Origin of the sequence: Pantoea sp. alder81 (genome assembly GCF_020179835.1) — a bacterium.
Taxonomy (GTDB): Bacteria; Pseudomonadota; Gammaproteobacteria; order Enterobacterales; family Enterobacteriaceae; genus Pantoea.
Genome location: NZ_JAIUDA010000006.1, coordinates 251,490 through 265,316, shown reverse-complemented (window position 1 = coordinate 265,316; position 13,827 = coordinate 251,490). Strand labels below are relative to the sequence as shown.

Below are 13,827 nucleotides of genomic sequence, written 5' to 3'. Positions count from 1 at the left end.
CAGCGGCGCAAAAACTTTTTATGTTTTTGGGAACATCCGCAAAGGCGGCGTTACCCGATGGCTATTCATCATCTTGATGCGCGAGGCGCACCGGTAAATACCACTGGCGAGCGGCGGCAATAATTAACTCTACCGCCTCATCATCCAGCGTACGACTCAGGCGTTGCAGATAAGGATCGCTGCCTTCGCCCTCCACCTGAAAACCACCCTGCCAGGCTTGCAGCAATTTGTTAAATGCCTTTTTCTGCGTGGCTTCATCGTCCAGCAGCTGGCGGGATTTGCGATCAAAACTGGCATCCAGCCAGGCGCCACCCGATTTGTTCAGCAACATCAACGGTTCCGCCATCCCAACCTGATAAGCCGTCACGTATTCGTTTAACAGTGTCAACGCGGGCTCGGCGTCGATGGCTTTAAAACGCCAGTGGCTCTGTTTGCGCCCATACATACGGCTTTCCCCCTTGCCGCCCCGCGCGCAATACACCAGATGCTCCAGCCACAATAGCAGGCCATCGTTCATATTCAGCACGCCCGGACGCCAGCGTAATAACCCATCAGCTTGTACCTGGGGCAACCAGCCGGTCAACTGCACCCCGTTAAGCGGCAGATTGATCTCCCAGCTCTCTGCGGACTGGCGCTGTCCACTCACTTCCGCGGCCACTTCCTGCATCTCTTCGGTCTGGCTCTGCCAGAAAAGTTCCCCAAAAGCACCATAGGGCAGATTGCCTGCAGCACGATGACGCGCATAAAGCTGTACGGGATCCTCACCGTTCACCAGGGTATTCAGTAGCTGCGCATTGATTTGATAACGTTCCAGACTATCCGGGGCAAAGGGCTCGCTGTCCGGCAGTTCGCTCTCTTCCATCCAGAAGGCAACGCCCAGCCGCTGCTGGAACCAGGCACGAACAGGATGGCGCCAGAAGCGCAGCAGTTGTTCAAGCGAGAGCGTCTCCAGCGGCAGCTCAGGCAGCCGTTGCACAAAATCTGGCTGCGCCATGCCGCTGCCGGTGGCGGCAGGCAACCACTCTGCGGCGAAGCTCTGGCCATAAGCATCAGGGCGGAAATTTTCTGCCGCAAACGGCATGCGGCTGTGCAGCTTCTGTAAATGCTCACGTACGCGCTGCTCGCTAACATCGGGTTCGCACACTTCGTCGCCCGGCAGGCAAAAACTTTGACCAAGATAATCCACCAATTCCGTCACCAGCACCGAGGGATAACGCTCGGTGTTGTCCTGGATCGCGCGGCCGATATAGCTGATATAGAGTTGATGCTGCGCCGAAATCAGTGCTTCAAGGAACAGATAGCGGTCATCATCACGGCGGCTGCGGTCGCCTTTGCGCGCCTGCTGCTGCATCAGGTCAAAGCCGAGCGGTGCCAGCGTGCGTGGATAGACGCCATCGTTCATCCCCAGCAAACAGACCACTTTGAACGGAATCGAACGCATGGGCATCAGGGTGCAGAAGTTTATCGGCCCGGCGAGGAAACGCTGACTGATACGCTGCTGATCGAGGCGTGAGCGTAGTTCATCACGCAGTAAGGTAACGGGAATCGGCTGTTGATAATCCGCCTGCATACCCTGCTCAATAATCTGTTTCCACTGCGTTTCAACCAGCAGTAACGCCGCGTCACTTTCGGCATCGCCCTTGAAGAAGCTGTCGATCAGCTCGCGGCACAGCGGCAGCCAATCCGGCAGCGTACGCTCGCCGGCCAGGCGGGTACGCCATGCTTCGAGACGAGAGAGTAATTCGGCCAGATGACCGGCCAGTTCGGCAATTAATCCGCTGGATTCGTCGTAGGGCAGAATGCCCTGCCAGTCACCATTGCGGCTTTCCAGCGCATAGCCCAATAGCATGCGCTGCAGGCCGAAGCGCCAGGTGTGTTGGCCGGTAGCGGGCAGCGCCAATGCTTCGACGCTGGCATCATCCAGCCCCCAGCGAATGCCGGATTCCATCACCCAGCGGCGCAGCAGGCGCAGACCGCTTTCATCCACCGAGAAGCGCTGCGCCAGCGCAGGCACCTCCAGCAGTGCCAGCACCTCCTCGGAAGCAAAGCGGCTCTCGGGCAATGCCAGCAAGCTCAACAGAGCCAGAATCGCCGGATGGGCCTGACTGGCGCGGCGATCCGAGATGGCAAACGGCAGATAACGATCCGCAGGCGCACTGGCGAACGCCGCCTGAATGAAAGGCGCGTAGCTGTCGATATCCGCCACCATCACGATGATGTCGCGCGGCTTCAGGTCGGGATCGGCCTCCATCAGCGCCAGCAGATGATCCTGTAACACTTCCACTTCACGCTGAGCGCTATGACACACCTGCAGCGTGATCGTGCGGTCGTCGGGATCGAGCAGACGCTTCTTGCTGCTGTTGCCCAATTCATCGGCGTGCAAACCGATCACTGCGTTGTCATCAAGGTTGAGAAGATCGGCTTGCAGGCTGTGCAGCAAGGTGTCCTGCGGCATTTCAACAAAAGCATCAATGTCGTTGGCGGCGGATTCCATCTGACTGAGAAGAAACAGGTTATCGCGCCCAAGTTTGCCCCAGGAGGCCAATAATGGATTGGTGAGTTGCTGCTCGCCGAGTTCGTTGAACAGTGCAGGGGCCGCTTCAGGATCGCGAAACAACGGCTGTGTCTCTTCAGACTGAATGCGGCGACGCTTGCGGCTCTGCAATTTGGCGAGGAAAGCGTAATCCTGGATATCGCCCCAATAGTGGCGGCAGGGATTGGTAAACAGCAGATGAATATCGATGTGACGACCGAGCGCTTCCAGCGCCTGCAAATACACGGGCGGCAGCGCGGAGATACCACAAATAAACACGCGCTGTGGCAATCCCGCCGGTGGCGTTTCGGCCTGCTCCAGCGCATGGATAAAGCGCGCATAGAGGTTGGCGCGGTGCCACATCGGCTGGCCCAATTGCTCGGTGAACGCGACCAGATCGCGCCACAGCGGCGCCTGCCACTGCTGGGCATCGCTCAGGCCGTCAATGAGTTCTCCGCGCTCCCAGCTGTTGAGCCAGTCAGATCGATACACCAGATACTGGTCAAACAGATCGGCAACACGTGCACTGAGCTGATAGAGCTTACGCTTGTCATCGTCATCATTGAGGTAATGACGCAATGGCTGAAACGCATCCTGCTCCAGCAAAGTGGGCAAGCGATGCATCAATTTCCAGCTCATGCTGGCTTTGGTGAAAGCGCTCTCCTCTGGAATACCGGGCAGCACTTTGACAAACATGTTCCAGATAAAGGTCGCAGGCAGTGGAAAGTCGATATTCGCTGCGATACCAAAACTGTTTGCCAGTTCCATCTGTAGCCACTGCGCCATACCGGGGCTCTGCACCAGCACCTGTTCGGCCGCGAGTGCATCGTTGAGCGGCTGGTTTTCAATCAGAATGCCTGCCAGATTTTTCAACAGATCGAGCTGATTGGAGTGGTAAACCCGGAACATAAATCTCCTTGAGAGGGAAAACAGCGCAGCCTGGTCACTCTACCCTGTATCGTTAACGATGCCTATCACCGAGGTCACCTTAGTGACAATTGAGCTGGACCAGACTGGCGCTGCGCTGTTGCGAGCCCGTCACCGTGACGCGCTCCAGCCTGCACCCTATGCCTACACTCTGTTGCTGGCGCTCAATCTGCCAGCCCGCCACCTCGCGTCCGAGTAATACCTGTCCTGCAACCTGCCACGCCTGGCGTTGCTGCCACTGTTGACTAAATCCCAGGGCCAGAGCCCGATGATATTGCAACAGCGTGCTGATGGTCATCGCCAGCAGCAGCATTGCCACCAGCGTTTCTGCCAGGCTAAAACCCTGTTGATTCCTCATGCGGCTGGCAGTGCTCCGGTTTTGCCAGCGGACAGTAGTCAATCCAGCCGTGCGCCTCGGGTTGCAGCCGCTGGCTACGTGGTGAGACCCATTGCCAGAGGCGGAGATCACTCTTTTCATCCTGACCCGATAACAGCGCATCGCCCTCCTCCATCTGCAGTAAGCAGCTTAACCACCGGTGCGCGGGCATTGGCTGACATTGCCAGCCGGACGCGGCCGGCCAACTCTGCATCAGCCCCCATTGCAGCGCAGCCTGTGCCTGCGCAAAATCTTTATGATGCTGCTGCGTATCGGACACCAGCACCATGCCCTGTGATAACTGCGTGCGCGTGGCATGCAGCGTCAGGCTACCGAGCAGCAGTAGCATCAACACCATGCCTAGCGTGCTGTTGCCGTGCTGGCTCATAAGTTCCGTCCTTCAATCCAGTGCTCAACCTGCAGGCTTTGTGCACCCGATCGCCCCGTCAGATGGAGCATTAACCGGGTGCCCTGCCGCACCACGCTAAAATTCTCGATGGTGAGGAAAGCGGGATCGGTAAGGCGTTCCCAACCGTTGCCATTGCAGTTATCCACCGCGCGCTGCATTTCCAGCTGCCCGCTGCGCAACCGATAACCGTAAAAGTCGCTGTCACTGCTACCCACGCCTTCCCAGCGCCCATTGCTGTTTTCATCCCAGCGCAGCAGCACACAACTGCCACTCGCAGCCAGAGTCAGCGCGGGGCCAGTACATTTCCCACGACAGTACCCCGCGCGCTGTAACGCCTTTTGCAGCGTATGGGAAAGCTGCTGTAGCTCCTGTTGCAACTGCACGCGCTGCTGCAAGCGCAGGTTTTGCTCCAGCAGCAGCGGCAAAAATCGCCCCACGCTGACCATTAATATCGCCCCCACCGCCAGCGCAATCAGCATTTCCAGCAGGCTAAAACCCGCCTCCGCTACTCGCACCCTTTGTCTCCCGTCTGGCAGGCGCGAATGCGTGCTCGCGCAGAGATAATCACTCGCCATCGACCGGCCGCGCTTTCAACCTCAATACTGCCAGGGCGCGCCACGTCACGCCGTCCAAAGAAACCCGGCTCGCCGATGATGGCACTGAAGCGCACCCCGGCATGCGGCGGTGCTAACCACCAACGTGAAGGCAGTTCACAGCCCTCCGCCGGCTTGACGCCCACTCCCAGGCAGCCGCGTTCGCCGGGAATCAGCCACAGATTGAGATCGCTGTTATGCCAGTTCGCATGGGCGCGCAGCCGTGACAGAAACCCCTGCAGCTGCTGCACGCTATCGCGCAGTTGTTGATGCTGCTGCCAGCGCTGCCAACTGTGCAGGGCGCCGAGGCTAAGTATGCCAGCGATTACCATCACCAATAGCAGCTCCGGCAAGGTGAAACCGAGGTTTGCGTGTTTGTTCATGGCAGCCAATGTGCGCTTCAAGCGAACAGGCAACAAGGTATCAAGCGGTGGGATGGAAAGCGTCGCGCAGGGTATTTTTGCGCGCTACAGCCCGATACAGATTTTTGCGAAGCGGATTCAGAAATAACGGGGATAAAAAAGAGATTTAAAAAAGCCCCGCACAGTGGCGGGGCTTCAGCGTTATGACGAGTGCGTTTACACTGCCACCGGCGCTTTAATGGCTGGGTGCGGGTCGTAGCCTTCAATCTCAAAATCTTCGAAGTTGTAATCGAAGATAGAAGCAGGCTTACGTTTGATCACCAGTTTCGGCAGCGGGCGCGGCTCGCGCGTCAGCTGCAGCTGTGCCTGTTCCAGGTGGTTGCTGTACAGATGCGTGTCGCCACCGGTCCAGACAAAATCACCCACTTCCAGATCGCACTGCTGCGCCACCATATGCACCAGCAATGCATAGCTGGCGATATTGAACGGCAGGCCAAGGAAGATATCGCACGAGCGCTGATAGAGCTGGCAAGAGAGCTTGCCGTTTGCCACGTAGAACTGGAAGAAGGCATGGCAAGGTGCCAGCGCCATCTGATCCAGCTCGCCCACGTTCCATGCCGATACAATGATGCGGCGTGAATCGGGATCGCGCTTCAACTGCTCAATCACTTTGCTAATCTGGTCGATCTCTTCGCCTGAGGCACTGCCCCAGCTGCGCCACTGCTTACCGTAGACCGGGCCTAAATCACCATTCTCATCCGCCCACTCGTCCCAAATCGTCACCTTGTTATCTTTCAGGTAGCTGATATTGGTTTCGCCTTTCAGGAACCACAGCAGCTCATGAATGATCGAGCGCAGGTGCACTTTCTTGGTGGTGACCAGCGGAAAACCGTCCTGCAAATTGAAACGCATCTGGTGGCCGAAAATGGACAGGGTGCCGGTGCCAGTTCGGTCGGCTTTCTCTGCGCCTTCGTTCAGCACATGTTGCATTAAATCCAGATACTGTTTCATTTTACCTCACGAGTTTGCTGCTGCGGACGACGACGAAACGCCCAGATCATCATAATCACACCGGCCAGAATCATCGGGATCGAGAGAATCTGCCCCATGCTGATGCCGCCTTCAAACAGGCCAAGTTGGGCATCCGGCTGACGGAAGAACTCCACGATGATGCGGAAAGCGCCATAGCCAATCAGGAACAGGCCAGAGACGCTGCCCATCGGACGCGGCTTACGAATAAACAGGTTGAGGATGATGAACAGCACGATACCTTCGAGGAACAGTTCATACAGCTGCGAAGGATGACGCGGCAACACACCGTAAGTGCTCAGCAGCTGCTGATACTGCGGGTTGTTCGCCGCCAGCGCGATATCTTCACTGCGCGAACCCGGGAACAGCATCGCGAATTTGAAGTTAGGATCGACACGGCCCCACAGCTCGCCGTTGATGAAGTTGCCGAGACGACCGGCTCCCAAACCAAACGGAATCAGCGGTGCAATGAAATCAGAGACCTGGAAGAACGTGCGTTTGGTACGGCGCGCAAACACCAGCATCACCACGATCACCCCGATCAAGCCACCGTGGAACGACATACCGCCATCCCAGACTTTGAACAGATAGAGCGGATTATCGAGGAACAGCGGCAAGTTATAGAACAGCACGTAGCCGATACGGCCACCGAGGAACACGCCGAGGAAGCCCGCATACAGCAGGTTTTCCACTTCTTCTTTTTTCCAGCCGCTGCCGGGTTTGTTGGCACGGCGTACCGCCAGCCACATGGCAAATACAAAGCCCACCAGATACATCAAACCGTACCAGTGAAGCGAAATCGGTCCGATGGAGAAAATTACCGGATCGAATTGGGGAAACGAAATGTAGCCGTTAGTCATCTTTCACCATCGTTTTTTCTGCCCTGAAACGGGTCTGGCTAAGGGGTCATGCCATAAAAGGCTGCGCATGATAGCACAGCCGCTTTTCACAATTGCCGTGGAAATGTAAACGCCGTTAACGGCCGCCGCGAATCAAACCGCCCAGGCCACGTCGCTCCATAAACGCGGACACCAGATGGCGCACTTCAGACGCGGTATGTGCCGCTGCGCCATGTTCACTGAGCTTCTGCGTTTCCTCGTGATCGAGGTGACGCAACAGATACTTCACGCGCGGAATGTTTTTGCCGTTCATGCTGAGGTGGTGATAACCCATGCCCACCAGCAGCGCCACGCACATTGGATCGCCCGCCATTTCACCACACAGGCAGAGTTCCAGTTTGGCCAGGCGGGCTTCATGAGCAATGCTTTGCAGCGCACGCAGCATCGCCGGATGCAGCGGATCGTACAGATTCGCGACTCGCGTGTTGTTGCGGTCTACCGCCAGCAGATACTGCGTCAGATCGTTGGTGCCCACCGAAATAAAGTCCACACGTTCCGCCAGATGCGGAATCATAAACAGCATGGAAGGCACTTCGATCATGACACCAATCCGCGGTTTCGGGATCACATAGCCCAGCATCTCCTCCACTTCACGACCGGCGCGATCGATCAGGCGACGTGCATCGTCGATCTCATCAATGTGGCTGATCATTGGCAGCAGAATACTGAGATTGCCGGAGGCTACGTTGGCGCGCAGCATGGCGCGCACCTGCACCAGGAAGATTTCTGGCTGGTCGAGCGTCAAACGGATGCCGCGCCAGCCGAGGCAAGGATTCTCTTCACTGATCGGCATATAAGGCAGCTGTTTATCGGCCCCGACATCCAGCGTACGGAGCGTCACCGGCTTGTTATAGAACAGTTGCAGCATGCCCTGATATTGCGCCACCTGCTCCTCTTCCGACGGGAAGCCGTTGTGTAGCATAAACGGGATTTCGGTGCGATACAGGCCAATGCCATCCACCCAGTTATCCAGCTTCTGTTCATGCTCAGGGCTCAGGCCCGCATTCAGCATCACCTGCACCCGTTCGCCGCTTTTCAGCTCACCGGGTTGCTCGACCACGCCTTCCGCCATTTTGCTCAGCGCGTTCTCTTCGGTGATTAAGCGTTGATACTCCTGCACCAGCACCGGTTCAGGATCGATCAGCACTTCACCGCGATAGCCATCGACAATCAGCAGGCGTTTGTTGAGCTGCGCAGGAATGATATCCGCACCCATGACGGTAGGAATGCCCATCGCGCGGGTCAGAATGGCAGCATGGGAATTGGCCGCACCGTCGCGTACCACCACACCGGCTAAACGCTCCGGTGGCAGCTCTGCCAGCGTGGTGGCGGTGAGTTCATCAGCCACCAGCACGAAGCGCTCGGGCCAGGCATTGGTGCCGACCAGCGTATCGTCGAGGTGAAACAGCAGACGTTGTCCGAGCACGCGCAAATCACCCGCGCGCTCGCGTAAATATTGATCCTGCAGACTGGCAAACTGTTCGGCGAACTTCTCGATCACCGTTTTCACCGCCCACTCAGCAACCGATCCGCGATCGATCTCGGCAAACAGATCTTTTTTCAGGCGGGCATCGGTTAACAGGTGCGAGTAAAGATCGAAGATCGCCGCACTCTCTTTTTGCACGCTGGCGGTAAAGCGTTTGCTGAAGCGGCGAAATTCATTGCCCGCCTCGCCCATCGCCAGCACCAGACGCTCGCGTTCACGCTGCACATCCAGCGTCGAGGCCGCAGAGACCTGATCCAGCAAGGGCTGCGTTTCATCGACCCAACCGGGCGCGACCGCCACGCCAGGCGCCGCCGCAATGGCTTTCACCCGCGTCTGACGGAACTGGCCAAACAGTTGACCGAGCTGCGACTGTGACAGCAAGCCCGCCATCTGCGTAGCAAGCGTCACCAGGAAAGATTCTTCGCTTTCGTCGAATTGACGATGTTCGCGCTGTTGTACCACCAGCACGCCAAGCAGTTGGCGACGGCTGATGATCGGCACGCCGAGGAAGGAGCGATAGCGCTCTTCTTTTACTGAGGGAATGTATTTGAAGCTGGGATGGCTTTGCGCGTCGGCAAGGTTGATCGGCTCGGCTAAACGTCCGACGAGCCCGACAATACCTTCATCAAATGCCAGCGTGACAGTACGACCGCGCGGCTTTTTCAGCCCGCGCGTCGCCATCAGGTAGTAGCAACGACGATCGTGATCTGCGAGATAAACCGAGCAGACCTCGGTATCCATCGCAAGGCAAATTTCGTTTACCAGAATGTCGAGTGCTTCATTCAGACGCGGAGCACTCGCCACTTTCTCTACTATTTCGCGCAACTGAGTGAGCATAAAGGGCGTGGCCTATCCTCTTTTACGTCGATGAGCGGCATTGTTATTACGCTGCCCCGCACTCTCCTGCATAGACATCACCACGCCAGCGAATTCTTTCATCACGCGGCGATAGACATCGCGCTTAAAAGAGACGACCTGACGTACCGGATACCAAAAGCTGACCCAGCGCCAACCATCAAATTCTGGCGTGCTGCTGTGTTGCACATTGATCTCCGCGTCACTACACATCAACTGCAGAAGAAACCACTTTTGTTTCTGGCCGATACACACCGGCTTTGTGTCCCAACGCACCAAACGTTTTGGCAATTTGTAACGTAACCAGTTACGGGTTGAAGCAAGTATTCGAACATCTTTGCGGTGTAAACCCACTTCTTCGAACAGTTCGCGATACATCGCCTGTTCAGCGGTTTCACCCGGATTGATGCCTCCCTGAGGAAATTGCCAGGAGTGCTGTCCAAAGCGCCTGGCCCATAACACTTGTCCTTGCCTGTTACAGATTACGATACCAACATTCGGGCGGTAGCCATCATCATCGATCACTGGACTACCTCAAAGCTAAATTTGAATAGCCTGATTGTTTCACACTCCTTACAGGCGGTAAACCACTGGATATAGGGGGTGATAGCAGAATAAAAACAGGATAACTCACAGAGAATACCCAAGTTATAAACAGCAGAGCGGTTTTCAGGACGATCTTATTCACCTTTTCTGTGGATAGCTTTGTGAAGAACACGGGAATGAGTTGAATAACCCCTTCAGAAAATTCTCATACACCTAACAATAAATGGCAATAAAAACACTATCTTTCATGATGATAGCGAAAAATGACAGTACTATTTCAGTGCGGATCATTTTATCAATATCCTGAAGTTTGATTATCTGCTCAAAGATCCACCACCGTCGCTTTTATCCACAGAGAATGCCCTAAACCTGGTCAAAGAAAGGAAAAAAAGCGTTCAAATCACTAAAGTCAAGGCTGTAAATGGAAACAGGGGTGCTCTGCAAGGGGGGTTATCCCACCTTTCTGTGGATAAGTAGGCTTGAGATCCTGTTCATTGTCGATAACAAACTGGGATAACCTTGCCATAGCATCCACAGGTGCCAGACAATGCGCATAAAAAAGCACGTTTAATCATGCTATTATCATTGTTATTCACGCCGTTTGCATGTGGAAAACTCGCATGCGCCCGTGCTGTACAACCTTTAACCAATATGAGCTTTACCATGAATTCCCCCGTTTTATTGCCGACACCGCCACATGATGAAGCGGAATTGCTGCAGCGTGCACAACAACTGGCAGGCCAGACTTTTGCGGCACTGGCAGCGCAGCTGGGCTTGCCGGTGCCTGCCGATTTACGACGGGATAAAGGCTGGGTTGGCATGCTGATTGAGCTGCACCTTGGCGCCAGCGCAGGCAGCAAGGCGGAGCAGGATTTCGCCCATCTCGGTATCGAACTCAAAACCATTCCCGTTGATGCCCAGGGCAAACCGCTGGAAACCACCTTCGTTTGTGTCGCACCCTTAACCGGTAACAGCGGCGTGACCTGGGAATCCAGCCATGTGCGCCATAAGCTGGCCCGCGTGTTGTGGATCCCGATTGAAGGCGATCGTGCCCTGCCGCTCGCGGATCGTCGTGTGGGATCACCGCTGTTATGGCAGCCCAGCGAGGAAGAAGATCGGCAACTGCGTGAAGATTGGGAAGAGTTGATGGATATGATCGTGCTGGGTCAGGTAGAACGCATCACTGCCCGTCACGGCGCCTGGCTGCAGATCCGCCCGAAAGCCGCCAACAGTAAAGCCCTGACCGAAGCCATCGGTGAGCATGGAGCGCCTATAATGACCTTACCGCGCGGTTTCTATCTCAAGAAAAGCTTCACCGGACCGCTGCTGGCACGCCATTTCTTACTGTAAATGACTGGACTCGTGACACGCTTAGCCCGGCTCCCTTATTCGGGCCGACGTTTGGTGCAGCAAGGCGGCAAGCACGCTCATCCTCCAGCCGCTGGCCCAAGTCAGTGGCTGAGGTAAATGAACGTGGCCAACGTACCTGAAACTTGACGCATCACGTGTATAATCGTCGTTTAATTTTCGTTTAGGATTGAATGATTCATGTTTGACTGGATTGCTGATCCCAATGCCTGGCTGGCACTGGGAACATTGACCATTCTGGAAGTGGTTTTGGGTATCGACAACATCATCTTCCTGTCGCTGGTTGTCGCTAAGTTGCCGAAACACCAACAAAACAAAGCACGCCGCCTCGGTTTAATGGGCGCTATGCTGATGCGACTGGGCCTGCTGGCGTCTATCGCCTGGGTTGTACGCCTCACAAATCCGCTGTTTACCCTAATGGATCACAGCTTCTCTGCGCGCGATCTGATTCTGCTGTTTGGTGGTCTGTTCTTGTTGTGGAAATCCAGCATGGAGATTCATGAAACCATTGAAGGCGCCGAAGGTGAGCACAAAACCAACGTCCACTCCTTCTTTGGCGCGATCGTGCAGATCATGTTGCTGGACATTATTTTCAGCCTCGATTCGGTGATCACCGCCGTCGGCTTGTCCGATCATCTGTTCATCATGATGGCAGCCGTGGTCATTGCGGTGCTGATGATGATGTTTGCTGCACGCGCCATTGGTGAGTTTGTTGAGCGTCATCCTTCGGTGAAAATGCTGGCATTGGCGTTCCTGATTCTGGTCGGCTTTACCCTGATTCTGGAGAGTTTCGGCATCCATGTACCAAAAGGTTACATTTATTTTGCCATGTTCTTCTCGATGGCGGTGGAGTGCCTGAACCTCATGCGCGGCAAGAAAAGCGCGGCTTAACGATGTCAAGGGCGAGCGCATCTCGCCCTTTAATTTTAGGAATGATGCGATTACGTCAGCCAGCAAAAGCATTTATTACTACACTTTTGCAGTTGAAGTAGGTTGAGGGAGATAAGAATGAAAGGGTTAGTGAGTGTCGTAGGTATTATGCTGGTCGCGCTGACGTTGAGCGGTTGCAGCAGTAATTATGTAATGGCGACCAAAGATGGCCGCATGATTCAGACGGATGGCAAACCGTCCATCGATAAAGAAACCGGTTTGGTGCAGTACACCGATGGCAAAGGTCATGTGATGCAGATCAATGGTGACGAGGTCTCCACCATCATTGAGCGTTAAGTGCCAAATTCGATTGCCTGCACGATTTTTTCCCCGGTGCAGGCGATTTCCCGAACTTTCCCCCCTTCCTTCCGCGCCGCTTCACAGGCTATAGTCCCAGAGGACACAACATTCCCTTTCATAATGAAAAAAGGAAGCCGGCAATGCATTATCACCGCATCCCCCACAGTACGCTGGAAGTCAGCCAACTGGGGTTAGGAACTATGACGTTTGGTGAGCAAAACAGCGAAGCCGACGCCCACGCGCAACTCGATTACGCGATTAGCAGTGGCATCAACCTGATTGATACCGCTGAAATGTATCCGGTGCCACCGCGCCCGGAAACCCAGGGATTAACCGAACAGTACATTGGCAGCTGGCTCAAAAAGCGCGGCAGCCGTGACAAGATCATTCTGGCCAGCAAAATTGCCGGCCCGGTGCGCGGCGCAGACGCGTCGATTCGTCCTCACCAGGCGCTGGATCGCAAAAACATTCGTGAAGCGCTGGATGCCAGCCTGAAGCGTCTGAATACCGATTATCTCGATCTCTATCAGCTGCACTGGCCGCAGCGTCAGACCAACTACTTTGGCAAACTCGGCTACCAGTACAGCGAAACCACCGCCAACGTGACGCTGCTGGAGACGCTGGAAGCGCTGAATGAGCAGGTGCGTGCAGGTAAGATTCGCTACATCGGCGTCTCGAATGAAACCGCCTGGGGCGTGATGCGCTATCTGCAGCTGGCTGAAAAGCACGAGCTGCCGCGTATTGTGACCATTCAGAACCCGTACAGCCTGCTGAACCGCAGCTTTGAAGTCGGCTTAGCCGAGATTAGCCAGCACGAAGGCGTTGAACTGCTGGCTTACTCCAGCCTGGCGTTTGGTACGCTGAGCGGCAAATATCTGAATGGCGCGAAACCCGCTGGTGCGCGTAACACGCTGTTCAGCCGCTTCACCCGCTACAGCGGTGAGCAGTCGAATCAGGCGATTGCCGCTTACGTGGATTTGGCGAAGAAGCACAATCTGGATCCGTCGCAGATGGCACTGGCTTACGTGCGTCAGCAGCCGTTTGTTGCCAGTACCCTGCTGGGCGCAACGACGATGGAACAGCTGAAGACAAACGTGGAGAGTTTCAACCTGACGCTGAATGCCGATGTGCTAGAAGAACTGGAAGCGATTCACCGTCAGTACACGTATCCAGCACCGTAATTGACCCATGCGGTTTTTATCCAGGTGCGCATA

At 55.5% G+C, this 13,827-nt stretch carries 13 protein-coding genes; 4 read left to right on the top strand and 9 right to left on the bottom strand.

All coding sequences use genetic code 11. The features are described 5' to 3' along the window. Positions 1-61 precede the first annotated feature (61 nt). The 9 genes from recC to rppH all read right to left on the bottom strand — a co-directional run bounded on the left by recC (position 62) and on the right by rppH (position 9,994). The gene (gene recC, locus LBW88_RS17660; RefSeq protein ID WP_224933424.1) at positions 62-3,442 is read right to left on the bottom strand and encodes an exodeoxyribonuclease V subunit gamma; all 3,381 of its coding nucleotides are present in this window, start codon (positions 3,440-3,442) and stop codon (positions 62-64) included. A 79-nt stretch (positions 3,443-3,521) separates the two neighbouring features. Then, entirely contained in the window at positions 3,522-3,818 is a 297-nt protein-coding gene (locus tag LBW88_RS17655; protein ID WP_224933425.1) for a prepilin-type N-terminal cleavage/methylation domain-containing protein, read from the bottom strand. Then, on the bottom strand, positions 3,796-4,224 hold the full coding sequence (locus LBW88_RS17650; RefSeq protein ID WP_224933426.1) for a DUF2509 family protein: 429 nt from the start codon (positions 4,222-4,224) through the stop codon (positions 3,796-3,798). Before LBW88_RS17650 ends, LBW88_RS17655 begins: the two co-directional genes overlap by 23 nt. Further along, positions 4,221-4,760 carry a prepilin peptidase-dependent protein gene (locus LBW88_RS17645; protein WP_224933427.1) on the bottom strand — a complete coding sequence of 180 codons (540 nt, stop codon included), beginning with the start codon at positions 4,758-4,760 and terminating at the stop codon, positions 4,221-4,223. Before LBW88_RS17645 ends, LBW88_RS17650 begins: the two co-directional genes overlap by 4 nt. Next, positions 4,751-5,221, bottom strand: a complete 471-nt coding sequence (locus LBW88_RS17640) for a prepilin-type N-terminal cleavage/methylation domain-containing protein (protein WP_224933428.1) — start codon at positions 5,219-5,221, stop codon at positions 4,751-4,753. The genes LBW88_RS17645 and LBW88_RS17640 overlap by 10 nt, the downstream gene beginning before the upstream one ends. 195 nt (positions 5,222-5,416) lie before the next feature. Then, positions 5,417-6,211: a thymidylate synthase gene (gene thyA, locus LBW88_RS17635; protein WP_045816400.1), complete on the bottom strand. Its 795-nt coding sequence runs from the start codon at positions 6,209-6,211 to the stop codon at positions 5,417-5,419. Further along, positions 6,208-7,089: a prolipoprotein diacylglyceryl transferase gene (lgt, locus tag LBW88_RS17630; protein ID WP_034823111.1), complete on the bottom strand. Its 882-nt coding sequence runs from the start codon at positions 7,087-7,089 to the stop codon at positions 6,208-6,210. Before lgt ends, thyA begins: the two co-directional genes overlap by 4 nt. A gap of 115 nt (positions 7,090-7,204) precedes the next feature. After that, a complete protein-coding gene (gene ptsP, locus LBW88_RS17625; RefSeq protein ID WP_224933429.1) occupies positions 7,205-9,451 on the bottom strand; it encodes a phosphoenolpyruvate--protein phosphotransferase in 2,247 nt (748 codons plus the stop codon). 12 nt (positions 9,452-9,463) lie between these two features. Then, positions 9,464-9,994 carry an RNA pyrophosphohydrolase gene (rppH, locus tag LBW88_RS17620; protein WP_034823115.1) on the bottom strand — a complete coding sequence of 177 codons (531 nt, stop codon included), beginning with the start codon at positions 9,992-9,994 and terminating at the stop codon, positions 9,464-9,466. Between the two features lie 684 nt (positions 9,995-10,678). Here rppH and mutH point away from each other — a divergent pair. The 4 genes from mutH to LBW88_RS17600 all read left to right on the top strand — a co-directional run bounded on the left by mutH (position 10,679) and on the right by LBW88_RS17600 (position 13,794). Then, positions 10,679-11,365: a DNA mismatch repair endonuclease MutH gene (gene mutH, locus LBW88_RS17615; RefSeq protein WP_224933430.1), complete on the top strand. Its 687-nt coding sequence runs from the start codon at positions 10,679-10,681 to the stop codon at positions 11,363-11,365. A gap of 198 nt (positions 11,366-11,563) precedes the next feature. Further along, a complete protein-coding gene (locus LBW88_RS17610; RefSeq protein WP_224933431.1) occupies positions 11,564-12,274 on the top strand; it encodes a TerC family protein in 711 nt (236 codons plus the stop codon). Between the two features lie 117 nt (positions 12,275-12,391). Then, on the top strand, positions 12,392-12,610 hold the full coding sequence (locus LBW88_RS17605) for a YgdI/YgdR family lipoprotein (RefSeq protein WP_224933432.1): 219 nt from the start codon (positions 12,392-12,394) through the stop codon (positions 12,608-12,610). Positions 12,611-12,753: 143 nt separating this feature from the next. After that, complete coding sequence (locus LBW88_RS17600; protein WP_224933433.1) at positions 12,754-13,794, top strand: NADP(H)-dependent aldo-keto reductase; 1,041 nt, start codon at positions 12,754-12,756, stop codon at positions 13,792-13,794. Positions 13,795-13,827: the final 33 nt, after the last annotated feature.